Below are 26539 nucleotides of genomic sequence, written 5' to 3' on the forward strand. Positions count from 1 at the left end.
ATGACCAACGCCGCCAGCATGTTCGACCTCATCAGCGAACAGCCCGAGCAGAGACCGTACTTCGAGACCGGCGGGATCGGCCGGTCGCACGAGTTCTACACCGGCGAGGCGCAGCACCGCAGGGAGATGGAGCGGATCTACGGCCGCCGCTGGCTGCCCGTGGACCACGTCTCCCGGCTCAAGGAGAAGGGCGCGTTCAGCACCCTGAACATCGGTACCGGATCCGTCCTGCTGCTGCACGGCGACGACGGCATCCAGGCCTACCACAACTACTGCCGCCACCGCGGCTACAAGCTGGTCGAGGAGGCCGCCGGCAAGCGGCAGAGCCTGGTCTGCCTCTACCACTGCTGGGTGTACGACCGCAACGGCGCGCTCAAGAGCCTCAACGGCACCTACCTCGACCACTTCTTCGCGAAGGAGAAGAACGGGCTGCTGCCGATCCGCACCGAGATCCGGCACGGCGTCGTCTTCATCGCCTTCGCCGACGACGCCCCGGACCTGGACGAATCCCTCGGTGAGTTCGGCGAGTTCGCCCGCGTCTACCACCTGGCCGAACTGGAGTGCATGGAGGCCAAGGACTACCCGGTCGCCTCCAACTGGAAGCTCGTCGCGCACAACGTCAACGAGAGCCTGCACTTCCCGACCGCCCACAAGGACCTGCACCGCATCACCGACTTCGACGACGCGGGCACCTACTCCCTCGAGGGCGACATCGTCGGCGCCTGGCAGTCGATCCGCGGCGGCTTCAACTCCGTCTCCATGACCGGCCGCAGCCGCCGCGAGCCGATGCCGCTGGTGCCCGAGGCCGACCGGCAGCGGATCAACTGGATCACCATCCTGCCCAACCTGCTGTTCGGCTTCACCGCCGACTACGTGATGATGCAGTGGGTCTGGCCGGAGAGCCCCGGCACCTGCCTGGTCCGGCACTTCTGGCTCTTCCACCCCTCGGAGACCGCCAAGGAGGACTTCTCCCACGAGGCCGTCTTCGCCCTGTGGGACAAGGCCAACTACGAGGACTGGACGATGTGCGAGCGCACCCACCGGGGCCTGGCGAACCCGCACTGGGCCCCCGGGCAGCTCTCCCTCGACGAGGAGGTGGTCTCCCAGATCGACGCCTGGGTCGTGGAACAGACAGCTGAGATGGACCCGACAACTCACCCCGTCAGCTCCGACACCTCCCCGGCCGGCGAGGCCCGCGCATGACGACGAACTGCTACCTCATCGGCGGTACCCGGGTCCTCACCCAGTGCGCCGCCCAACTCCTCGACGCGGGCGTGCACATCGAGGGCGTCCTCAGCGACGACCCGGCTGCGGCAGCCTGGGCCGCCGAGCACCGGATACCGCTGCTCGACCCGCGCGGCGACCTCCGGACGCTGCTCTCCCGACAGCCGTTCGACTACCTGCTCAGCACCGTCAACTTCCGGATCCTGCCCGCGGACGTGCTCGCGCTGCCCAGGATCGCCGCCGTCAACTTCCACGACGGCCCGCTGCCCCGCTACGCCGGCAGCCACGTCCCGGCCTGGGCGCTGTACGAGGGCGCCACCCGCCACGCCGCCACCTGGCACCGGATGACGGAGACCGTCGACGCCGGTGACGTGCTGCTGGAGCGCTGGTTCCCGATCCGCGAGCACTCCACCGCGCTGTCGCTGACCTACGAGACGGCCGAGACCGGCATCGAGCTGTTCCGCGAACTCGTCCCGCACCTGGTGGCCGGCACCCTGCCCGAACCGGTCGACACGGCCGGCCGCGAACGCCGCTTCTACCGCCGCTCCGCCCGGATGGCCGACGGCGGCGTCATCCACGCCGGCACCACCGCCGCCGAAGCCGTCCGCACCGCCAAGGCCCTCGACTACGGCTCCTTCCCCAACCCGCTCGGGCTGCCCGTGTACGTCACCGGGCAGGGCGCCGTGTTCACCCGGCAGGTCCGCTCGATTCCCCGCGGCGACGCCCGCACCGGCACCACCGCGCTCTCCGTGACCACCTCCGCCCTGACCCTGGCCGGACCGGACGCCGACCTCGTGCTCAGCGACTTCACCGCCGTCGACGGCACCGCCCTCAGCGGGCAGGCCGCCGCCCAGTGCCTCGGCATCGTCGAGGGCGCCCCGGTGCCGCCCGCCCCGCAGGAGCTGCTCGCTGCCCTCGCCACCGCCCAGCAGCAGCTGCGACCCCACGAGCCCTGGTGGCGCGCCCGCCTGACGGACCTGCGCCCGGCCCGGCTGCCCGCCGGGGACTTCACCGCCGCCACGGCCCACTACGGCCGCTACGAGCTGGCGTTCACCCCCGCCTCGCCCGAGGACACCGCCGAGGTCGTCCGCGCCTTCCTGCGCGCGGTCGCCGAGCGCACGGACACCCCGGCCGACCAGGACGCCCCCGGCGGTTTCGACTTCGCCTGGTCGCCGTCCGCCGCACGGGACCTCGCCGAGCGCACCCACGGACTCGTCACCGCCCGCCACCCCGTCCGCTTCGACGCCGAGGACACCGCCGCGACACTGCGCCGCAAGTTCGACCGGGCCGCCGGGAAGGGCGGCTACACCGCCGACCTGGAGGCCCGGCTCGGCCTGGCAGGGCGCCCGCTGGGAGCACAGGAGCCGACCTTCACCCGGGTGATGGTCCTGGAGCGCGGCGCGGGCGAGGAAGCCTCCGCCGAACCGCACACCGAGGTCGCGCTGCTGTGCGTGCAGGACGGCCCGCCCACCGTGTTCGTCCGGGAGACGGCCATGGACGCCGAGGAGGCGTCGGCCTTCACCGAGCGGGTCGAGGACCTCTTCCTGGCCGCGCTGTTCCACGGCGAGGACGCGACGCCCGCGGCGAGCGGGAGCACCGGGGACGCCGCCCCGGCGATCACGGACACCGGGGCCACCCCGGCGACCGGGGCCGCGCCGGTCGCCGCCGAGGGCCCGACCGTCCTCGACCTGGTGGCCGCCGCCGTCGCCGCACGGCCCCGCGCCGTCGCCGTGCGCTGCGGCGACCGCACCCTCGACTACGCCCACCTCGACGCCTGGGCGGACGCCATCGCCGCCCGCCTCCACGACCACGGCATCGAACCCGGCTCGGTGGTCGGCATCCTGACCGAACGCGGCCCCCACCTGCTGCCCGCCCTGCTCGGCGTCCTGCGGGCCGGCGCCGCCTTCCTGCCGCTGGACCCGGGCTACCCGGCCGACCGGCTGCGCCGCTACGCCGAGGTCGCCCGGTGCGACCTCGTCCTCACCGACGACCGCACCCACGCCCTCGGCCAGTCGCTCGGCACCGCGCTGCGGGTACCGGAGGCGGACGGCGCCGCGATGGCCGTGCCGGCCCCGGTCGGCGGCCGCGACCTCGCGTACGTGCTGTTCACCAGCGGATCCACCGGCGAGCCCAAGGGCGTCGAGGTCGAACACGGCGCCCTGGCCAACTTCCTCACCGGCATCGGCGCCCGCCTGGCCGTACCGGCCGACGCCCGGGTGCTCGCGCACACCACGGTCGCCTTCGACATCTCCCTGCTGGAACTGCTGCTGCCGCTGACGCTCGGCGCCACCGTCGTCCTCGCCTCCCGCGAGATTGCGCGCGACCCGCAGCGACTGGCCGAACTGACCGGCGAGGTGACCGTCGCCCAGGCGACCCCGAGCCTGTGGCGCCTGCTGCTGGAGACCGGCTGGACCCCGCCCGCCTCGCTCACCGTCCTGTCCGGCGGCGAGGCGCTGCCGGCGAGCGTCGCCCGGCAGCTGCACGCCTCCGCCCGGGAGCTCTGGAACCTCTACGGCCCGACCGAGGCCACCATCTGGGTGTCCTGCCACCGGATCACCGACACCGACGCCCTGCTGCCGCTCGGCGAACCCCTGCCGAACCTCCGACTCCACGTCCTGGACGAGCGCCTGGAGCCCGTCCCGGCCGACGGCACCGGCGCCCTGTACCTCTCCGGCGCCGGACTCGCCCGCGGCTACGCCCACCGCCCCGACCTCACGGCGGACGCCTTCGTCGTCCACCCCACCAGCGGCGTACGGCTGTACCGCACCGGCGACGAGGTGCGGCTGCACCCGGACGGCGCCGTCGAGTGGCTGGGCCGGGCCGACGCCCAGGTGAAGGTGCGGGGCAACCGGATCGAACCGGCCGAGATCGAGCGGGTGCTGGAGCGCTTCGACGGCATCACCGCGGCCGTCGTCGGCGCCGCCCGCTTCGAGGGGCGCGGCGAACCGCGCCTGACGGCCTACCTGGTCGGCGGAGCGACGGCCACCAAGTCCCGGCTGGACGCCTTCGTGCGCGCCGCGCTGCCGGACTACATGGTCCCCGACGCCTACGTGCGCATCGACGCCCTCCCGCTCACCGACAACGGCAAGGTCGCGCGCACCCGGCTGCCCGAGCCGAAGCGGGACAACATCGTCCGCGCGGCCGACGGGGCGGCCCTGCCGCGCCCGGCGGTGCAGGACCGCACCGCCGGGATCGCCCGGGTCTTCGCCGCCACGCTCGGGCACACCGAGTTCACCGCGGACGACAACTTCTTCGACCTCGGCGGCGACTCGGCCAGCGTCACGGTGGCCGCCGCGCAGTTGAGCACGGCGCTGGGCGTGCGGATCAGCGCGGCCGATGTCTTCGCGACCGGCACGCCGGCCAAGCTGGCCCGTCTGCTGGGCGCGGGGGAGGGGGAGCCGGCGCCGAGCGTGCCCGTACCCGCCTCGGTGGTCGAGGTCGAGGCCGCTCCGGCCCTGGTCCCGGTCCCGGCTCCGGCTCCGGTCACCGCCGAGGAGCCGGCCGCGCCCGCCCCGGCGCCCGCCGCCGCGCAGCCCGTACGGCCGCAGCCCGCTGCGCGCCCGGTCGAGGACGGCGCGCTGGCCGTCGTCGGGATGGCCTGCCGGTTCCCCGGCGCCGCCACCCCGGACGAGTTCTGGCGCAACCTGATGGACGGCGTCTCGGGCGTCGGCCCGGCCCCGGCCGGGCGGCGCGGCTGGGCCGAGCTGTGGTCCGACACCGACGACGTGCCGACCGGCTGGCTCGACGGCGTCGAGTCCTTCGACCCCGCGCGCTTCGGTCTCAGCGACCGTGAGGCCCGGCGGATGGACCCGCTCCAGCGCCTGCTGCTCAGCGTCACGGCCGAGGCGCTGGAGAGCTGCGGCCACGACCACACCTCGCTCGGCGCGGACACCGGCGTCTTCGTCGGCACGATCGCCAGCGACTTCCCCGAGCTGGTCGCCCGCAGCACCGGCCACGCCGACCCGCACGCGGCCACCGGCACCGCCATGTCGATGATCGCCAACCGGCTGTCGCACGTCTTCGACTGGTCGGGGCCGAGCATCGTGGTGGACACCGCCTGCTCCTCCTCCCTGGTCGCCCTGCACCAGGCCGCCATGCACCTGCGCGCGGGCGACGTGGACGCCGCCGTGGTCGGCGCGGCCAACCTGGTGCTCACCCCGGACAAGTCCCGCTCCTACGCACGCACCGGCATGCTGTCCCCGCAGGGGCGGTGCCGCACCTTCGACGAGGCGGCGGACGGCTACGTACGGGGCGAGGGCTGCGGCGTCGTCGTCCTCAAGCGGCTCGCCGACGCCGAGCGCGACGGGGACCCGGTGCTCGCGGTGATCCGCGGCACCGCCGTCAACCACACCGGCGGCAGCGCCGGATTCCTCACCGCGCCCAGCAAGCCCGCCCAGGAAGCGGTGCTGCGCAAGGCCCTCGCCACCGCCGGCCGCACCGCCGACGACATCGGCTACATCGAGGCGCACGGCACCGGCACCCCGCTGGGCGACCTGATCGAGCTGGAGGCCCTGCACGCCGTCCTCGGCCGGGGCCGGGAGGCCGCCAGGCCGCTCCCGATCGGATCGGTGAAGACCAACCTCGGCCACCTGGAGCCCGCCGCGGGCATCGCCGGCCTGATCAAGACCGTCCTCGCCCTCCAGGCGGCGACCATCCCGCCCTCGCTCAACTACCGCACCCCGAACCGGGCGTTCGACTTCGCCGGCTCGCCGCTGGTGGTCGCCGACCGGGCGCTGCCGTGGGACGGGCCGAAGGCGGCGGGCGTCAGCAGCTTCGGCTTCGGCGGCGTGAACGCGCACGTCGTGCTGGAGGCCGCGCCGGACGCCAGCCCGGTACCGCCGACCGACGGCGGGCCCCGGCTGGTCGTCCTGTCGGCCGGCTCGGAGGCGGCGCTGCGCACCCTCGCCGAGCGGCTCGTCCTGATGCTGGACTCCCCGCACTGCCCGCCGCTCGCCGCCCTCAGCGAGGCCGCCCTGCGCCGCCCGGCCCAGGCGCACCGACTCGCCTGCGTGGTGAACGGCGTGGAGCAGCTCGACGACAAGCTCAGGCTGTTCCTGGCCGGTGCGGGCACCTCGCGCTCGCTGCACACGGGCGTGGTCTCCGGCACCGCCAGGGCCGGCCGGGAGCCGCTCGCCCCCGGTGCGTCCAGGGCACAACTCAACGATGCGGCACGGCAGTTCGTCACCGGCGTGGACCTGTCCAGTGGACCGGGCCGGGCCGGCGTGCGGTTCCCGACCGCACCGCACGAGGAGCGCTTCCTGTGGTCGGCACCGGCACCGGCATCGGCACCGGCCACCTCCGCCGCCCCCGTGGCGGCAGCGGTCCCCGCCGCCGCGCCCGCGCCTGCGCCCGCACCTGAGCCGGCCGGCCCGTCCGTCCGCAGCTGGGAGGGGCAGCCCGAGGCCGCCGAACACCTCGTGCTCGGGCGGCCGACCCTGCCCGGCGCCGCCTACCCCGCCCGGGTCGCCGAACTCCTCGGCCGGGACGGCTTCACCCTGCGCGACCTGACCTTCCGGATGCCCGTCGAGGGCGCCGACACCCTCACGGCCGAGCAGGACGGACCCTCCGTCCGGTTCCGCAACGCCGCCGGAGCACTGGTCTGCGACGGCGAGGTGACCGCCGCCGAGGCGCCGTCCCCGTTCGCCCCGCCCGCCGCCCACGGCCTGGCACCCGTGGACCTCGACGCGATGTACCGGGCCCACGAACAGGCCGGGCTGCACTACGGCCCCGGCTACCGCACCGTCACCGCGCTGTCCACCGGCCCCGGACAGGCCGTCGGCACCCTCCGCGCCGACGACCGGCCGTACGGCCCACTGGACGCCCGACTGCTCGACGGCGCCTTCCAGGTCGCGCTCGCCGCCTGCGGCGCGCGCGGACTGTACGTCCCGTTCGCCGTCGAGCGGCTCACCGTCCGCGGCCCGCTGCCCGCCACCGCCCGGGTGCACGCCCGGCGCGACCGGGAGACCGGCCCCGACGCCGGGCTGCTCACCGCGAGCCTGGTGGTCCTGGACGGCGACGAGGCCGTGCTGGAGGCCCACGGGATCACCTGGAAGCGGATCTCGCCGACCCCGCCGGGGCCGGCGCCCGAGCCCGACCCGCGGCGGGCGACCGCCCACGGCACACCCGCGCCCGCGAGCACCGGCGGCACCCGGCCCACCGCACCGCCGCCGTCGCCCCGGCGGACCGGCGGCACCCTCCGGGCCACGCTGGCCCAGTGGGTGGCGTCCGCCCTGGAACTGGACGCCGACGCCCTCGAAGGCGACCGGCCGCTCCAGGAACTGGGACTCGACTCGGTCCTGGCCGTCTCGCTGGCCCAGGACATCCGGGCCCGGCTGGACGTGGACATCCCGATCACGCTGCTGCTGGAGGTCGGCACCGTCGACCGGCTGTCCGCCGCGCTGCGCGACGAGTACGGCGTCACCGACGGCCCGGCCGAGTCGGCGGCGCCCCAGGCGGTCGCGGCCCGGCCGGAGCGCACCGGGGCCGCTCAGGCCACCGACGCCCCGGCGGCTTCCGCGGCTCCCCGCGACGACCACCCGGACGACGGCCCCCGCGACGACGACCGCCACGCCATCGCCGTCATCGGCGTCGACGGCGTCTTCCCGAACGCCGCCAACCCCGCCGAGCTCTGGCGGGTCCTGGCCGAAGGCGAGGACTGCCTGCGCGAAGTGCCCGCCTCCCGCTGGGACATCGACGCGTACTACGGCACCGGGGGCGAGCCCGGCACCGTGTACCTGCGGCGGGCCGGCTTCGTCGACGGCCTGACCGACTTCGACGCGGGGTTCTTCCGGCTCTCGCCCGCCGAGGCGCAGTGGATCGACCCCCAGCAGCGCCACCTGATCCAGTCGGCCTGGCGCGCCCTGGAGGACGCCGGCACGGCCGGCCGGGAACAGACCTCCACCGGCGTGTTCGTGGGGGCCAGCTACCAGCACTACCGGGACATGGTCGTCGGCGAGGTCGTCGAGACGGCCGCCGGGCTGGGCAACCACAACGCGATCCTGGCCAACCGGTTGAGCCACTTCCTGGACCTGCGCGGTCCGAGCATGACGATCGACACCCTGTGCTCCTCCTCGCTGGTCGCCCTGCACACCGCCGTGCGCTCGCTGCGCGCGGGCGAGTGCGAGCAGGCCATCGTCGCCGGCGTACACCTGGGCATGTCGCCGCAGTACTTCCAACTGGGCTCCCGGCTGAGGTCGTTCTCGCCCTCGGACGCGATCCGGCCGTTCGACGCGGCCGCCGACGGCTTCGTGCCGGGCGAGGGCGTCGTGTCGGTCGTGCTGAAACCGCTGACGGCGGCGCTGCGCGACGGCGACCGGATCCGGGGCGTCATCCGCGGCACTGCCGTCAACCACGGCGGCCGCACCAGCGGCCTGACGGTGCCGAGCAGCGGCGCCCAGGAGGACGTGGTGCTGGCGGCGCTGCGGGACGCGGGCGTGTCCCCGGACACGATCGACCTGATGGAGGCCCACGGCACCGGGACCGGCCTGGGCGACCCGATCGAGGTCGAGGGCCTCACCCGGGCCTGGCGGCGCTCCACCGACCGCGCGCAGTTCTGCGCGCTCGGCTCGGTGAAGTCCAACATCGGGCACCTGGAGCCGGCCGCCGGACTGGCCGGACTGGTCAAGGTCCTGCTCGCGATGGAACACGGCACGATCCCGCCCTCGCTGCACCTGCGCCGCCCCAACGACCACGTCCGCTTCGAGGGTTCGCCGTTCTACCTGGCCGACCGAGCCCTCGACTGGCCGCGCGGCGGCGGGCGGGTGCGCCGGGCGGCGGTGAGCGCCTTCGGCATGGGCGGCGTCAACGCCCACGTCATCGTGGAGGAACCGCCCGCCGTCCCGGCCCGCAGCCAGGGAGCCCAGCGCAGCCACCTGATCCGGGTGACCGCCGCCGACCAGGACGCCGTCCGCACCCTGGCCGCCGCCTACGCCGACCGGCTGGGCTCCGCGACGGCCGAGGAACTCGGCGACATCGCCTACACCGCCAACACCGGCCGGGCCGCCCACCGCTGGCGGGTCGCCGTGCACGGCAGCACCGCCCGCGAACTGGCCGAGCGCCTCACCGAGGTCGCCGACGGCCGCACCCCGGCGGTCCGGCCCACCGGCCGGCCCGCCACGGCCTTCCTGTTCACCGGCCAGGGCTCCCAGTACCGGTCCATGGCGAGCGGCCTGCTCGCCACCGAACCGGCCTTCCGCGACGCGCTGCACGAGTGCGCCGACCTGCTGCGCCCGCACCTCGACGTCCCGCTGCCGGACCTGCTGCACGGCGACGCCCGGCACCTGCTGGACGAGACCCGCTACGCGCAGCCCGCCATCGTCAGCGTCCAGGTCGCCCTGGTCCGCCTGCTCGCCGGGGCGGGCGTGCACCCCGACGCCGTCGCGGGCCACAGCCTCGGCGAACTCACCGCGGGCTGGGCCGCCGGCGTGCTCGACCTGCCCGACCTGCTGCGGCTGACCGCCCTGCGCGGCGCCCTCATGCAGGAGTGCCACGGTGCGGGCGGGGCGATGGCCGTCGTCCACACCGACGCCGACACGCTCGTCGAGGCGCTGCGGCACCACCCCGGCGTCGAGATCGCGGCCTACAACGCGCCGCGCGTGCACACCGTCACCGGCCCGGCCGAGGCCGTCGCACGGTTCTGCGAGCGGACCCCGCACCGCACCCAGCGGCTCGCCGTCGGCCACGCCTTCCACTCCGCCGCGATGGAGCCGGCCGTCCGGCCGTTCGCGGAGGCCGTCGCGCGGACGCCGCTCCGGGCACCGGCCCTCCTGTTCGCCTCCACCCTCACCGGCCGCCCGCACACCGACACCACCGCCACCGACCCCGAACACTGGGCGGCGGCGATCCGCGAGCCCGTGCGCTTCGCCCAGGCACTGGCCGTGCTCGGCGAGAGCACCCCGGACACCGTCTGGGAGGTCGGCCCGCACCCCCAGCTGCTGCCGTTGGCCCGCACCGTCCTCGCCGAGCCGCACCCCGCCTGGATCCCGACCCTCCACCGCGACCGCGACGACCAGGCCCAGCTGCACGCGGCCCTGACCACCCACCACAACCGCACCGGCGCCGACCTGGACTGGAGCGCCCTGCACGCCGGCCGGGACGGCCGCACCACCACCATCCCCGGCTACCCCTTCCACCGGCAGGAGCTGACCGCGCCCCCCGCTCGCCGCCTCGCGGCGAGCGCCGTCGGCCACCCGCTGTTCGACCGCCGTTACGAGAACGGGAACGAGGGCCAGTGACGACGCATCGAGCCGACTCCCACGAGACCCACGGGACGAACGACCTCCACGGGACCCACGGGACGAACGACATCCACGGGACGCGTGAGACCTACGAGAAGACCTTCACCGGGCGCGAGCGCCTCATCGCCCAGCACCGCGCCGACGGCCTCGGCCTGCTGCCGGCGGCCGTGCAACTGGAGATGGCCCTGGCGGGCATCGCCGGGCTGCGCCCCTTCGCCCCGTCCGAGCTCACCGACGTGGCCTTCCTGCGCCCGCTCACCCTCGCCGAGGGCGCGTCGGCCGCCGTGCGGCTCGACGTGCTGCGCACCGGGCCCGACCGGACCGGCTTCGAGCTGAGCACCGTCCTGGCGGGCGAGCGCAAGGCCCTGTCTACCGGCACCGGGCGCCTGCTCGGCGCCGGGAGCCCCGCCCCGACGGCCTGGCAGGTCGGCGCGCCCCGCACGGTCGACCCGGCCGAGCTGTACCGGGGCTGGGCCCGCGAGGGCCTCGCCTACGGGCCCGACTTCCGCACCGTCCGCGAGCTGGCCGTCGGGGACGGCACGGCCCGCGCCGTGCTGGCCACCGACGCCGAACCGCTGCCCTGGCACGCCCACCCGCTGCTGGTGGACGGCGTCTTCCAGGCCGCCGCCTGCGCACTCCAGGACCTCGCCGACGGCCCGCGGCCCGTGCTGCCGATCGGCATCGCCCGGATCACCGTGCACGCCGAACTGTCCGGACGGACGGGCGGCGCCACCGTGCTGGTGCGCCGCACCGGCGACGAGGGCGCCTACGCGACGGCGGACGCCCTGCTGCTCGGCCCCGCCGGCGAGGTCGTCGTCGAGTTCACCGGCCTGCGGATGCGCCGCACCACTGGGCAGGTGGCGGGCCCCGCCCACCCGCTCTCCCGGATCCGCTGGCGCGAGACACCCGGCCCGGTCCGCGAACCGGCCGAGGGCACCTGGGTGCTGCTGCACCACGGCGCCGCCGACGGCCCTACTGCCGACGGCCCTACCGCCGACGGGCCTGCCGAGCGCACCGCCCGCCGACTGCGGGCGGAGGGCGCCCGCGTGGTGGAGGCCGTCCTCGGTATGGACCCGGCCGCCGGCGGACCCGACCGCGTCCTCCTGCCCGCCGCCGACGAGGAGTCCTTCCGCCGGCTGTGGGAGTCGGTGGGCCAGCCGGTGACCGGGGTCGTCCACCTGTGGAACACCGGGCCCGCGCGCGAGCGGCAGGCCGAACTCGACCAGGGCCTGCACGGCTGCCTCGCCGCGCTCAGGACCCTCGGCGAACGGCAGCGGAGCGCCCGCTTCTTCGCGGTGACCGCCTCCGGCCAGCCGGTCGTGGACGGCGACGTCCCGGTGCCCGCCCGCGCCGCGCTCTGGGGCCTGGTGCGCACCGCCGCGATCGAGTACCCGGGACTGCGCCCGCGCCTGATCGACCTGGACGGAGCCTCCGCCGACGCGCTGGCGGGCGAGCTCGGCGACGGCCCCACCGAGGTCGCCTACCGGCGCGGCGTGCGCCACGAACCGGTGCGGGTGCGCACCCGCCCGGCCCGGCCGGGCGTGCGGGCCGTCCGGCCCGGCGGCCGCTACCTCCTGCTGGGCGGGCACGGCGGGCTGGGCCGCGAGCTGGCCGCCCGCCTCGCCCGGGAGGGCGCCGGCCTGGTCGCGCTGGTCAGCCGCTCCGGCGGCGCCGGAGTGGACGGAGTGGCCGGAGTGGCCGGAGTGGCCGGAGCGGCCGACCTCCCGGGCTGCACGGTCGTCTCGTACGCGGCCGACATCACCGCCCCGGGTGAACTCGGTGCCGTCGTCGACCGGATCCGCGCCGAGTTCGGCGAACTGCACGGCGTGGTGCACGCCGCCGGCACCCTCAAGGACGGCCTGATCCGCTCCGCCACGCCCGCCGACCTCGCCGCGGTGCTGCGGCCCAAGGTGGACGGCGTCCACGAGCTCGCCGCCGCCCTCACCGGGACGGACCTCGACTTCGCCGTGCTGTTCGCCTCGGTCTCCGGGACCTTCGGCAACCTCGGCCAGGCCGGGTACGCCGCCGCCAACGCCTACCTGGACGCCTTCGCCCACGCGCACGGCCGGCCCTGGCTGAGCGTCGACTGGGGCCTGTGGGGCGAGGTCGGCATGGGCACCGCCGTCGCCGACCAGCTGCGCCGGCGCGGCGTCCGGCCGCTGGGCACCACCGAGGCCCTGGACGCCCTGCTGGCGGTGCTGGGCGAGGACACCCGGCAGGTCGTCATCGCCCACCCCGACGCCTCGGTGGTCCTCCCCGAGGACGAGCCCCCGGGCGCGCGGCCGCCGGGTGCCGAACCCGCCGACGAGGTGCGCGCGCCCGACGCGCTGCACGCCGGAGGCGCCGGCCCCGAGCGCGTCGAACAGGCCCTGGAGGGCTTCCTGACGGAGCGCCTCGGCCTGGACCGCCTCGACCGCGACGCGCCGCTGTCGGACTACGGGATGAGCTCCATCACGAGCGTCGAACTGTCGGAGGAGCTGTCCCGCCGGTGGGGGATCCACCTGCCCGCCACCCTGTTCCTGGAGTACGGCGGCTTCGCCGAGCTGGCGCAGGCGCTGACCGAGCGGTACGGGGCGGCCGAAGCGCTGCCCGCGCCGACGGCCGTACCGGACCCCGTACCGGAGCCCGTACCGGCTCCGGCCGCCGCTCCCGTCCCGGAAGCGGCGGAGCCTCCGGCCACCGCCCGTACCGCCGACCGATTTGCCGCCCGCCCCGGGGACATCGCCGTGGTCGCCGCCTCCGGCGACCTGCCCGGCGCCGCCGACCAGGACGGCCTGTGGGCCCTGCTGCGCGCCGGCGGCCACGCCTTCACCGAGATCCCGGCCGACCGCTGGGACATCGACGCCCACTTCGGCCCGCGCGCCCCGCGCCAGACCGGCACCTACTGCCGCACCGGAGCCTTCCTCACCGACATCGACCGCTTCGACCCGGCCTTCTTCGGCATCTCCGTCCGCGAGGCCGAGGAGCTGGACGTCCAGCAGAAGCTGCTGCTGGAGCACGCCTGGGCGGTGCGCGACGAGAGCGGACTCGCCGACCGCCGCGACATCGGGGTGTTCGTCGGCGCCACCTACACCCACCACCGCGACGCCCAGGGCCTGGAGAGCGTCGGCCCCTACAGCGCGCTCGGCTCCATGAACGCCCTGCTGGCCAACCGGATCTCCTACGCCCTGGACCTGCGGGGCCCCTCGCAGACCGTCGACACGCTCTGCTCCTCCGCCCTCGTCGCCGTCCAACAGGCGGTCGCCGCCCTGCGCGCCGGCCACTGCGGCGCCGCGATCGTCGCGGCCTGCCACGTCGGGCTGACCCCGTGGTACTACCGCAGCCTCAGCCAGCTGGGCGCGCTGTCCGAGGGCCTGCCCCGCCCGTTCGACGCCCGGGCCGACGGCTTCGTCCCGGGCGAGGGCGCGGTGGCCGTCATGCTCAAGCCGCTGACCGACGCCGAGCGGGACGGCGACCGCGTCCTGGGTGTCATCCGTGGCGCGGCCGTCAACCACGGCGGCCGGGCCGGCGCCCTGCCGGTGCCGCGCAGCGAGGCCCAGACGGACGTCATCCGGGCCGCCCTGGCGGACGCCGGAGCGGCCCCGGCGGACATCACCCTGATCGAGGCGCACGGCACCGCCACCCAGCTGGGTGATCCGATCGAGACCGCCGCGCTGGCAGCCGTGTTCGGCGCCGACCCGGCCCGCCGGGCCCCCTGCCACCTCGGCTCCGTCAAGGCCAACATCGGCCACCTGGAGCCGGCCGCCGGACTGGCCGCCCTGCTCAAGGTGCTGCTCTGCCTGCGGCACCGGGAGATCCCGCCGCTGGCCGGCTTCGACACCCCGAGCGCCCAACTCGACCTGGCCGACGGGACGTTCGTCATCCCGACCGGGCCGGTGGAGTGGTCCGCGGAGGGGCCGCGCCGAGCCGGGATCAGCGCCTTCGGCATGGGCGGCACCAACGCCCACCTCGTGGTGGAGGAGTACCTGCCGGAGCCCGCCGACCGGACCGCCGCCCCGGCCGGGGCGCCCGAGGCACTCGGCGAGCACCTGCTCGTGCTGTCCGGACACACCCCCGAGGCGCTGGCCCACCGGGCCGCGGACGTGCTCCGCCTGCTGCGCGACGACACCCCGACCGACCTCGCCGCGCTCTGCCGCTCGGCCGCCGTGGGACGCGACCACCGGCGCCACCGGATCGCCGTCCTCGGTTCCACCGCCGGGGAGTTGGCCGCCGGGCTCGCCCGCCACCTGCGCGACGGGCAGCGGCCGGTCCTGCGCGGCGACGCCCCCCTGGACGGCGCCGCGACCGTCCCCGACGAGGCCTTCCTCGACCTGGTCGCGCGGTTCACCACCATGAGCGCCGACCGCCTCCGGGCCCGGCTTTACCTGCCCGAGCAGCGGCTGAGCACCGCGCTGGCCCTGCACCACGTCGCCGGTGGAACCGTCGACTGGCGCGCCGTCCACCAGGGCGCGCCCGCCCGGCGCACCGACCTGCCGCCCTACCCCTTCCGGGCCCCCGCCGAGACCGCCCGCCGACTGACCCGCGCCCACCGCGTCTTCGGTGAGCCGACCGTGCCCGGCGCGCTGCCGCTGGCGCTCGCCCTGCACCGGGCCGACCTCCTGCACCGGGTGGCCTTCCTCGGCCGGGGCACCGGTGAGGGCCCGCTCAGCAGCGACCTGGACGACCCGGCCCGCACCGGCGCCGCCACCTTCCGCCACGGCGGGCGGACCATCGCCCGGATCGAGCCGGCCGGCCCGGACGCCGCACCCGCCCGCACCCCCCGCGCGGCGGACCTCGACGCCCTGCGCACCCGCCTCGGCCGCACCCTCGAACCGGACGGCCTGTACGCCTGGTTCGCGGCGAAGGGCATGGACCTCGACGCGCCGCTGCGCTCGCTGGGCGAGGTGCGCTACGGAGCGGACCGCGTGCTCGCCCGCGTCGACCTGCCGGAGGGCGGGCCGCTGGAGCGGACGGTGGTCGCACTGGACGCGGCCCTGCAGTGCATGGCCGTCCTCACCCTGGCCGACCCGTCCGCCGCGACGGAGACGTACCTGCCGGAGTCCGTCCGGCAGGTCGAGCAGTGGGGCGACCCCGCCCGGACCGCCTACGTGCTGCTGGAGACCGAGGACACCGGGACGGACCGGGTCCGCCGGGGCGACGCGACGCTGCTCGCCGCCGACGGCGCCGCGCTGGCCCGGCTCACCGGCATCGAGTACCGGACGGCGCAGGGGCGGGGTGCGTCGGCCGAGCCCGCTGCGGTCGGGTCCGCTGCGGAGGGGACCGCCGTGGCCGGGTCCGGAGCGCCGGTCCCGACCGTACCGGACGGGCACGGCGCGGCCGTCGAGGCCGCCGTCCTCGGGATCGTCCGGGACGCCTTCCGCGATCCGGCGATCACCCCGACCACCCCGCTCTCCACCGTCGGGCTCGACTCCCTGCTGGCGACGGCCGTCGCGGCGGACCTGGCGGCGGCCCACGGGCTGCGGCTGAGCCCCGGCGAGGTGCTGGAGCACCCCGACTGCCGCTCCCTGGCGGCCCACCTGGCCGGACAGTTCCCCGCCCTGCCGGTCGCCACCGACGCCGACAACGCCACCGACGCCACCGACGCCACCGACGCCACCGACGCCGACAACGCCGACAACGCCGACAACGCCGACAACGCCGACAACGTCGCCGCTGAACCGGCGAACGTACCGGTCGTCGTGGAGCCCGAGTCGACGGACATCGCGGTGATCGGCTTCGCGCTCGCGCTGCCCGGCGCCCGCGACGAGGACGCGCTCTGGTCGCTGCTCGCCGACGCGGGCAGTGCCCTCGGCCCGGCTCCCGCCCACCGCTGGAACGGCTCCGCGGCCGTGCGGACCGGCGACGTCGGCGGATTCCTCGACAACGTGGAGGAGTTCGACGCCCGGTTCTTCGACTTCTTCCCCAAGCAGGCCGAGGTCCTGGACCCCCAGGTCCGCTGGCTGCTGCGGACGACCTGGGAGGCGCTGGAGTCGGCCGGTCTGCCGCCGCGCGGCCTCGACCGCGACACCGGCGTGTTCGTGGGCGCCAGCTACCAGCACTACCGCGAGTACAACCTCGCGCCGGAGCTGGACGCCCACAGCGGCCTGGGCAACCACAACGCCTTCCTGGCCAACCGGTTGAGCCACTTCCTCGATCTGCGTGGTCCGAGCATGACGATCGACACCTTGTGCTCCTCCTCGCTGGTCGCCCTGCACACCGCCGCGCGCTCGCTGCGGGCGGGCGAGTGCGGGCAGGCCGTCGTCGCCGGGGTGCGGGTCGGGCTGTCGCCGCTGCACTACACCGCGATGAGCAATCTGCGCGCACTCTCGCCGACCGGCCTGGTGCGGGCCTTCGATGCGACCGCCGACGGCTTCGTGCCGGGCGAGGGCGTGGTGTCGGTGGTGCTGAAACCGCTGACGGCGGCGGTGCGCGACGGCGACCGGATCCGGGGCGTCATCCGCGGCAGTGCCGTCAACCACGGCGGCCGCACCAGCGGCCTGACGGTGCCGAGCAGTTCGGGACAGGAGGACGTGGTGGCCTCGGCACTGCGCGAGGCCGGAGTGTCCCCCGAGTCGATCGGTCTGGTCGAGGCGCACGGCACGGGCACCCGGCTGGGCGACCCGATCGAGGTGGACGGGCTGACCCGGGCCTGGCGCGAGCACACCGACCGCGCGCAGTTCTGCGCGCTCGGCTCGGTGAAGTCCAACATCGGGCACCTGGAGCCGGCCGCCGGTCTGGCCGGCCTGGTCAAGGTCCTGCTCGCGATGGAGCACGGTACGATCCCGCCCTCGCTGCACCTGCGCCGCCCCAACGACCATGTGCGGTTCGAGAGTTCGCCGTTCTACCTGGCCGACCGCGCCCGCCCCTGGCCGCGCGGGGAGCAGGCCCGCCGGGCGGCGGTGAGCTCCTTCGGGATGGGTGGGGTCAACGCCCACGTCATCGTCGAGGAGCCGCCCGCCCTCCCCGTCCGCCCGCCGCTGCCGCACGGCAGCCACCTGGTCCGGGTGACGGCGGCCGACGAGAACACCGTCCGCACCCTGGCCGCCGCCTATGCCGCCCGCTTCGAGGCGGTCCGCGACCCGTGGGAGACCGCCGACCTGTGCCGCACGGCCAACACCGGCCGCTCCCCACAGGACTGGCAGACGGCCGTCCACGGCCACGACGCCGCCGAACTGGCCACCGCCCTGCGCGCCGTCGCCACCGGCCGGGTGTCCGTCGCCCGCGCCGACCGGGAACCGGCCGACGACGTGCCCACCCCGGACCACCGCACCGCCGCCGAGCGGGCCAGGGCCGGGCACACCGACCTCGACTGGGCCGCGCTCGGCACCCCCGGCGCCCGCACCGCCGACCTGCCGACCTACCCGTTCGCCCCGGACACCTACTGGCGGACCCGCACCGGCGACGACCGGACCGGCGGAGCCCCCGAGCCCGGCGGAGCCCCCCGGCCCGGCGGCACCCGGGCCCTGCGCACCGCATGGCATTCCCAGGAGCCGGCCGCCCCGACGGCGGTCCCCGGGACCGTCCGGCTGGTCGGTGCCGGGCGGGAGCTCGGGCAGCTGGTCGAGGCCGAACTCCGCGCCCACGGCGCCCGCCTGGCCCTGCCCGGCCGGGCCGCCGACACCGTCCTCATGATCGATGCCTCGGACGACGCCGACGGTGGCGACGGCGAGGAGCTGGGCCCGTTCTGGAAGGAACTCGGCGACCAGATCAGGGAGTTGCCGCCGCACGGCCGCATCCTGTGGGCCGGCCGGCACAGCGCCGCCGTGCACCCGGGGGAGCACGCCGCGCTGCGCCCGGTACGGTCCGCCGAGGCGGCGGCGGTGGCCGCCGCCTGCGCCGAGAGCCGTAGGTCCGGCACGGTCGTCCACCTGGACGCGGCCGATCCGGCCGAGGCGTGGGCCCGGCAGCTCGCCGCCGAGTACGCGGTCCTGGGCCACGGCCCGGAGGGCCAGGACGGTGAGGACGGCGCTGTGACCGCTGTCGCCTACCGCGGCGGCGTCCGCTACGCCCCGCAGCCCGCCGACGCGGCGCCCGGTCCCAACTGCTCCCTGTCCGGGGACGGTTACCTGCTGGTCACCGGCGGGCTCGGCGCGGTCGGCCGACGCCTGGTCGCCCGGCTGGTCGAGCGCGGCGCCCGCCGCATCGGCATCGTCGGCCGGTCCCCGCTCGACCCCGGGCGCTCCGCCGCGCTGCGCGAGCTGGCGGGCCCGGCGGAGCTGGCGTACCTGCCGTGCGACACGGCCGACGCCTCGGCGCTCGCGGCCGTCGCCGACGAACTGGGCGCCCGTTGGGGCCGGTTGCGCGGTGTGGTGCACGGAGCCGGGGGCGTCAACCCGTTCGGCGCGATGCACCGCCGCCCCTGGGGCGATGCCGCCCGGGTGCTGGCCCCGAAGGTCGCCGGCTCGCTGAACGCCGTCCGACTGGCTCAGCAGCGCGGCGCGGACTTCGCCGTCCTGGTGTCCTCGATCGCCGGCGCCCAGGCCCGGGCCGGGCGCGGACTGGTCGACTACGCCCTCGCCAACGCCTACCAACTGGCCCTGGCCGAACGGGAGAACGGCGCCACCGGCACCGTCGTCACGGCCCATGCCTGGCCGGACTGGACGGGGGTCGGCATGGCCGCGGACGCCTCCTTCGCCGCCGCCCACGCCATCGACGCCGAGGAGGCGGAGGCCGCCTTCCTCGACCACGCACTGACCGGTGGCGCCGTGGTCTTCCCCGGGCGTACCACCGCCGAGCAGCCCGTACCGGCAGAGGGAGAGGCACAGGCACCGGCACCGATCCGCGTCGTCATCCCCGCCGCCGTCTCCGCAACCGTCCCCGCAGCCGTCCCCGCCGTCGTGCCCGCAGCGGCGACCGGCCGGGACCGCGCGGCAGCCCGCGAGGCCGTCCGCGCGGCGTTCGTCCAGGTCCTCGGTGAGGACCCCGGCGAGCGGGCGCTGCCCGGCCTCGGGCTCGACTCCCTCGCGATCGCCGAACTGGCCACCGCCCTGGAACGGCACACCGGACGCACCGTCGACCCGTCGCTGCTGATGCGCACCCGCACGGCCGACGACCTCGCCGCCGCGCTCGCGGTGACCGTGCCCGCCCAACCGGGACCGGACCGCCCGGGCCCCGCCCCGGACGCCGACGGCCGCAGCACCGCGCTGCGGGCCCTGCTGCGCCCCCTGGTCGGCGCCGGACCGGGGCCGGTGGCGCCGTGACCTTCATCGCCCGCCGCACCGGCGGCCCCACCGACCGAACCACCGACCGAACCACCGACCGAACCACCGACCGAACCACCGACCGACCCGCCGACGAAAGGACCAGCGTGGACCGCCCGGACCGCCGCATCGCCGTCATCGGCCTCGCGGTACGCCTCCCCGGCGCCGAGGACGCCGTCGACCTGGCGCACTTCCTGCACCAGGACGGCACCGAGGTCGGCGAGGTCCCGCCCGGCCGCTGGCGCCGCGAGCTCTACCTCGGCGACGGCCCCCACCAGGGCTCCCACCACCGCGGGGCGTTCCTGCTCGACCCGTACTCCTTCGACCACGCCGCCTTCGGCCTCAGCGCCGAGGACGCGCTCCACCTGGACCCGCAGCAGCGCACCATGCTGGAGGTCGGTGCCCGGGCCCTGGAGGACTCCGGCCAGCTCGGCGCCGGGCGGCGGAGGCTGAACGCGGGCGTGTTCATCGGCGCGCGGATGAACTCCTACGGCTTCGACCACGGCCGCGGCCTGGCCGCCCGGCTCCCCGAGGCCCCCCGCCCGGCGGCGCTGTGGGGGCGGTCGCAGAACTTCCTGGCGGCCTGGCTCTCCGACCGCCTCGACCTCGCGGGCCCGAGCCTGGTCGTCGACACCGCCTGCTCCTCCTCGCTGACGGCGCTCTGGCTCGCCTGCCAGAGCCTGACCGCCGAAGCCTGCGACCTGGCCGTCGTCGGCGGCGTCGACCTGCTGATCGACCCGCTGACCTTCGTGCTGCTCTCCCGCACCGGGGCGCTGTCCCCGGACGGCCTCTGCCACACCTTCGACGGCCGGGCCAACGGCTACGTCCCGGGGGAGGGCGCCGTCGCGCTCGTCCTCAAGCCGATGGCGGCCGCCCTGGCCGACCGCGACCACGTGCTCGGCGCGATCAGCGCGAGCGCGGTGAACAACGACGGCGCCACCATGGGCGTCACCACGCCCAACCTGGACGCCCAGGTGGAGCTGCTGGACCGGGTCTACCGGAGCGTCGACCCGGCCACCGTCCAGTACGTCGAGGCGCACGGCACGGGCACCGCCATCGGGGACCCGATCGAGACCCGGGCCCTCACCGAGGTCTTCGGCCGACACGGCGTGCCGCGCAACTCGGTGGCCCTGGGCTCGCTCAAGCGCCGCATCGGCCACCTCCACTCGGCCTCGGGCCTCGCCGCGCTCGCCAAGGTCCTCGTCCTGCTGCGCGAGGGCGTCATCCCGGCGGCGGGCGTGCCGGCCCCCAACCCGCGCCTGGGCCTGGCCACCGGCCCGTTCCACCTGCCCACCGCCGCCGCCCCCTGGCCCGAGGCGCCGGTGCGCCGGGCCGCGGTGAGCGGCTTCGGTTTCGGCGGCACCAACGCCCACGTGGTCGCCGAGGCCGTCCCCGACTCCGTCCCGGAGCCTCACCCCCCGGCTCCGGGACGGGCCGTCCACGTCCTGCCACTGTCCGCCGGCACCCCGTACGCGCTGCGCGAGCTCGCGGCGCAGTGGCTCGGCCTCCTGACGGCCGACGGAGCGGACCCGGCGGACGCCCGCGCCACGGCGGACGCCTGCGCCACGGCGCGACTGGCCCGGCCGCACCGCGCCGTGCGCACCGCCGTCACGGGCGCCGACGCCGCCGAACTGGCCACCGCCCTGCGGACCTGGCTGCTCGGCCGCGCGCCGGAGCCCCGGGCGACCGTCCGGCTCCGCCCGGTGGCGGCGCCGACCCCGCCCGCCTGGCTGGCGGCCCTGGACCGGACGCTGCCCGCCGTGCGGGATGTGCTCGACCTGTTCGAGGCCGCGACCGGCACCGAACTGGCCTCGTTCTCGGGCGAGTTGCTCAGGATCAGCGAGGGCGTCGCGCTCGCGGTGGCGCTGCGCGGTCTCGGCCTGCCCGCCGAAGCGGTGGACCTGCCGCCGGGCTGGGAGGCCGTCCGGGAGTTCGCCTGGGGGAGTGCGCCGCTGGAACAGGCGCTGGCCGACGTCCTGCGGCAGGAGGCCGAGGCCGAAGCGGCGGCCGACCCCGACGCGGACGCGGCGGAGCTCTGCGCCCGGCTCGACCGGGCCCGGAGCGACCAGGAGGTGGCCGGGACGCTCGCCGCGACCGTGGCCGAACTCTTCGCGGCGGGCCGGGAGATCGACTGGACGGCCTTCCAGGGCGGGCACGCCTGGCGCAAGCGCCCGCTGCCCGCGGCCCAGTCCACCGGCCCGGCCCTGGACCTGCGCGAACCGCTGCGCTCCGCCGAGCCCGGCACACCCACCGCGCTGGACTCCGACGAGGGCGCCGCCGGCTACACCTTCTCCCGGGTCTTCGGCCCCGGCGAGGCCCCGATCGCCCAGCACGCGGTCTACCGGCGCACGATGCTGCCGGGCGTGGCCTGGTTCGACTTCCTGCGCGAGGGCGCGGCCGTGCGCGGCGAGGCCTTCCACGGGCTCGGCGACGTGCTCTTCCACCGCCCGCTGATCCCGACCGCCGCCCGCCGGGTGGTGTGCCGGGTGGACGGCGAGGGCCGCTTCACCGTCCAGGACGGCGAGCACGGCGAGCCGTTCGTCACCGGCCGCTACCTCGCGCACCGGGCGCCGCAGCCCGCCACCCTCCCGATCGCGGCGCTCCTGGACACCTGCTCGGCCGAGCTGCACGCCGGCTCGCGGCTGTACCGCTGGCTGCGCCGGATCGGCTACCACCACGGCCGCTACTACCGGAACATCTCCTGGGTGGCCGGCCTGCCCGGCGGCGGCACGCTGGCCCGGATCGAGGGCGAGCGGCAGCGGGAACTGAACCCGGGCGGGGTCGAGCTGTACCCCGGGCTGCTCGACAGCGTGACGATCGCCGCGATCGCGCCCGACAACCCGGTGTTCGGCGCCGCCGAGGCCACGGCCTTCATCCCGCTGTCGGTCGGCCGGCTGGACGTCCACGGCCCGCTGGCGGAGGCGGCGTACGTCCGCACCGAGACCGCCTTCTGGAACGACGAGGCCTGCCGGGTCACCCAGACGGTCACCGACGCGGCGGGCCGGCCGCTGCTGGTGCTGGCGGACATCTCCTCCAAGCGCGTCCCCACGGCGGCCTTCGACGAGCACCCGGAGCCGGGCGGGCGCCCGGACGCAGCGGCGCCCGAGGCCGGCCCGACGTCTGACACCGTGTCGGCACCCGAGCCCCCGCCGGCGGTCGAGCCCCCGCCGGCACCCGGGCCCGAGCCGGTGGCCGTACCGCAGCCGGCTGCCCCGGCCCCCGCCGTCGCCGGTACGGCGGACCCGGCCGCGCGGATCCTCGCCTGGTTCCTGGAGCTGACCGGGACGGCCGACGCCGATGCCGACACCGAGTTCCTGTCCGCCGGATCCGACTCCGTCGGCCTGGTGTCGCTGAGCGAGCGGATCTCCCGGGAGCACGGCCTCGCGCTCTACCCGACGGTGTTCTTCGAGTACCCGACCCCGCGCCGCTTCGCCGCCTTCCTGGCCGAGGAGGCCACGGAACTGGCCGCGACGCTGCCCGCCCCGACGGGCCCCGCCGCCACCGGCACTCCAGCCGCCCCGGCTCGTCCGGTGGACCCCGCGCCGCGGGCCGCCGAACAGCGCCGCCCCCGCCCCGCGCCCGCCCGCCCCGAACCCTCCCGCGCCGCCACGGCGCCCACCCCCCGCCCGCGCGACATCGCCGTCGTCGGCGCGGCCGTCCGGCTGCCCACCGCCGCCGGTCAAGCCGAGTTCGCCGAGCTGCTGCGCGAGGGCCGCGACACCGTCCGCCCGCTGCCCGAGGGCCGTCGCCACCCGGGTGCCCCGGTCCCCGAGGCCTCGTTCCTCGACCGGGTGGACGGCTTCGACCCCGCGCCGTTCCGGATCTCGCCCCGGGAGGCGCCGCTGATCGACCCCCAGGCCCGGATCGTCTACGAGACGATCTGGGAGGCCCTGGAGGACGGCGGCCGCTCCGGCGCCCGGGCCGAGGGCGCCACCACCGGGCTGTGGATCGCCTACAGCCACGACCACTACCACGAGGAGCGGGTGCGCCACGGCGTCGCCGACGGGCGCGGGCTCGGCCTGGAGGCGATGATCGCCAACCGGCTCTCCTACCTGATGGACTGGCACGGCCCCAGCACCCTGGTCAACACGCTCTGCTCCTCCTCCCTGGTCGCCCTGCACACCGCCGTGCAGCACCTGCGCTCCGGGGAGGTCGACACGGCGGTGATCGGCGCCGTGCACGCCGGCATCAGCCCCGAGTACTTCCGCTCCATGGGTGAGCTGATGGCTCTGTCGCCCCGGCACCGCTGCCGCTCCTTCGACGACGGCGCCGACGGTTTCGTGCCCGGCGAGGGCGCCGTCGCCGTGGTGCTGCGCCGCCACGCCGACGCCGAGCGGGACGGCGACCGGGTGCGCGGCCTGGTCCGGGGCACGGCGGTCAACCACGGCGGCCGCACCACCCGCTACTCGGCGCCCAGCCCGGCCGCCCAGCGCGACGTCGTCGCCGCGGCGCTGCGGGACGCCGACGTCTCCCCGGAGACCATCGACCTGGTCGAGGCGCACGGCACGGGCACCCGGCTGGGCGACCCGATCGAGGTGGACGGGCTGACCCGGGCCTGGCGCGAGCACACCGACCGCGCGCAGTTCTGCGCGCTCGGCTCGGTGAAGTCCAACGTCGGCCACCTGGAGCCGGCCGCCGGATTGATCGGCCTGGTCAAGGTCCTGCTGGGCCTGGAGCACGAGCAGCTGTGGCCGACCCTGCACGTCACCCGGCCCAACGACCACATCCGCTTCGAGTCCACCCCCTTCCACCTGGTCGACCGCGCCCGCCCCTGGCCGCGCGGCGAGCGCCCGCGCCGGGCCGCCGTCAGCGCCTTCGGCATGGGCGGGGTGAACGCCCATGTGATCGTCGAGGAGGCGCCGGCCGCTCCCGCCCCCGCACCGCTCGCCCAGGACAGTTACCTGGTGCGCCTCGGCGCGGCGAGCGAGCCGGCGCTGCGCGCCCTGGCCGCCGCCTACGCCGGGCACGTGGCCGCCCTCCCGGCCACCGGGCTCGGCGACTTCGCCCGGACCGCGAACACCGCGCGGGCCGCGCACCGCCACCGGGCCCTGGTGCACGGCGGCACCCCCGCGGAGCTGGCCGCCCGGCTCGCCGCCGTCGCCGACGGCAGCGCCCCGGCGGCCCGGCACACCGGGGGCCCGGCCCGCACCGCATTCCTGTTCACCGGTCAGGGCTCGCAGTACCCCGGCATGGGCGAGGGCCTGTACGCCACCGAGCCGGGGTTCCGCGCGGCGCTGGACGAGTGCGCCGAACTCCTCGCCCCGCACACCGACGTGCCGCTGCTCGACCTGATCCACGGCGACGCCCGGCACCTGCTGGACGAGACCCGCTACGCGCAGATCGGCATCGTGAGCGTGCAGGTCGCCCTGGTGCGCTGGCTGGCGGCGGCGGGCGTCCGGCCCGACGCGGTCGCCGGGCACAGCCTGGGCGAGCTGACCGCGGCCTGGGCGGCGGGCGTGCTCACCCTGCCCGACCTGCTGCGGCTGACCGCGCTGCGCGGCCGGCTGATGCAGGAGCAGCCCCGGGGCGGGGCGATGGCGGTCGTGCACACCGACGCGGACACCCTCACCGGCCTGCTCGCCCGCTACCCGGGCCTGGAACTCGCCGCCCACAACGCCCCGCGCCTGCACACCGTCAGCGGCCCGGCGGAGGCCGTCGAGCGGCTCCGGGCCGAGAGCACCGTGCGCGTGCAGCCGCTGACGGTCAGCCATGCCTTCCACAGCGCGCTGATGGACGGCGCGGTGGCCCCGTTCGCCGAGGCGGTGGCCGGCGTCGAACTCGCCCCGCCGGTCCTGCCGTTCGCCGCCACCCTCACCGGCAGCTGGCACACCGCCGCGACGGCGACCGACCCGCAGTACTGGGCCCGGGCCGTCCGCCGCCCGGTCCGGTTCGCCGAGGCGGTCGCCACCCTCGGCCAGGAGCAGCCGGACACGGTGTGGGAGATCGGCCCGCAGCCGCAGCTGCTCCCGCTGGCCCGGGCCGCGCACACCGGCGACCACCCCGAGTGGATCGCCACCCTCCGGCGCGGCCGGGGCGACCAGGCCCAGCTGCACGCCGCCCTGGCGGCCCACCACGACCGCACCGGCGCCGAACCGCGCTGGAGCGCCCTGCACGAGGGCAGGGGCCAGCGGATCACCACCCTCCCGACCTACCCCTTCCACCGGCAGCGGTACTGGATCACCGCGGCCGCACCGAACCCCGACGAGCACACCGAGCACACCGAGCACACGAAGAGGCCCGAGCACCATGGCTAGCGAGTACGGACTCAAGCGACACTTCAACGGCGAGGCGGCCCGCCTGATCGGAGGCAGGATCCGCGCCGCGCACCCCGGCTTCGACGTCGACGGCTACGCCGCCGAGGTCGAACGGCGCGTGCCGGGCAAGGAGTTGAAGGACCGCGTGCTGGTGCTGGCCGAGGGCCTGCGCACCCGGCTGCCCGCCGACTACCCCGCCGCCCTGCCCCTGCTGCTGACCGTCCTCGGCGACGAACTCGCCGAGGGAGAGGGGATGTTCAACGCCAGCTGGTACCTGATGCCGGTGGCCAGGTTCGTCGAGGAGTACGGACTCGACCACCCCGAGGCGTCCCTCGACGCCATCGAGGAGATCACCCGGCGGCACACCGGCGAGTACGCGATCCGGCCCTACCTCGAGCAGCACCACGCACCGACCATGCGGCGGGTCGCCGAGTGGGCGCTCAGCCCCAGCCACAACGTGCGGCGGCTGGCCAGCGAGGGCGTGCGCCCGCGGCTGCCCTGGGCCCGCACCCTCGGCGTCTTCGTCAAGGACCCGCGACCCGTCCTGGAGATCCTCGAACCGCTGCGCAGCGACCCCTCCGAGTACGTGCGCAAGTCCGTCGCGAACAACCTCAACGACATCTCCAAGGACAACCCCCAGCAGGCC

Annotated in this window: 5 protein-coding genes (1 of these 5 running past the window's edge); all 5 read left to right on the plus strand. The window is 76.3% G+C overall.

Going from position 1 to position 26539, the window contains the following annotated elements; genetic code table 11:
* Tightly spaced (each overlapping or abutting the next), the 5 genes in view from ACZ58X_RS11890 to ACZ58X_RS11910 form a layout consistent with a single transcriptional unit that may run on beyond the window.
* Positions 1-1203 carry an aromatic ring-hydroxylating oxygenase subunit alpha gene (locus ACZ58X_RS11890; RefSeq protein WP_470333527.1) on the plus strand — a complete coding sequence of 401 codons (1203 nt, stop codon included), beginning with the start codon at positions 1-3 and terminating at the stop codon, positions 1201-1203.
* Complete coding sequence (locus ACZ58X_RS11895) at positions 1200-10457, plus strand: amino acid adenylation domain-containing protein (RefSeq protein WP_470333528.1); 9258 nt, start codon at positions 1200-1202, stop codon at positions 10455-10457. The genes ACZ58X_RS11890 and ACZ58X_RS11895 overlap by 4 nt, the downstream gene beginning before the upstream one ends.
* Positions 10454-19639, plus strand: coding sequence for an SDR family NAD(P)-dependent oxidoreductase (locus tag ACZ58X_RS11900; RefSeq protein WP_470333529.1), 9186 nt, complete (start codon positions 10454-10456; stop codon positions 19637-19639). The genes ACZ58X_RS11895 and ACZ58X_RS11900 overlap by 4 nt, the downstream gene beginning before the upstream one ends.
* Positions 19636-25893 (plus strand): beta-ketoacyl synthase N-terminal-like domain-containing protein, encoded by a 6258-nt coding sequence (locus ACZ58X_RS11905; RefSeq protein ID WP_470333530.1) that lies wholly within the window; start codon positions 19636-19638, stop codon positions 25891-25893. Before ACZ58X_RS11900 ends, ACZ58X_RS11905 begins: the two co-directional genes overlap by 4 nt.
* On the plus strand, positions 25886-26539 hold the 5' portion of the coding sequence (locus ACZ58X_RS11910) for a DNA alkylation repair protein (protein WP_470333531.1). It continues 468 nt past the right edge of the window; only the first 654 of its 1122 coding nucleotides appear in the window; it begins with the start codon at positions 25886-25888; its stop codon lies beyond the right edge, outside the window. The genes ACZ58X_RS11905 and ACZ58X_RS11910 overlap by 8 nt, the downstream gene beginning before the upstream one ends.

This window comes from Kitasatospora sp. NPDC040550 (assembly GCF_055594965.1).

What these genes read in the sequence shown, in the direction of transcription:
- ACZ58X_RS11890 (WP_470333527.1), top strand. Translation starts at nt 1, where the DNA reads ATGACCAACGCCGCCAGCATGTTCGACCTCATCAGCGAACAGCCCGAG.
- ACZ58X_RS11895 (WP_470333528.1), top strand. Translation starts at nt 1,200, where the DNA reads ATGACGACGAACTGCTACCTCATCGGCGGTACCCGGGTCCTCACCCAG.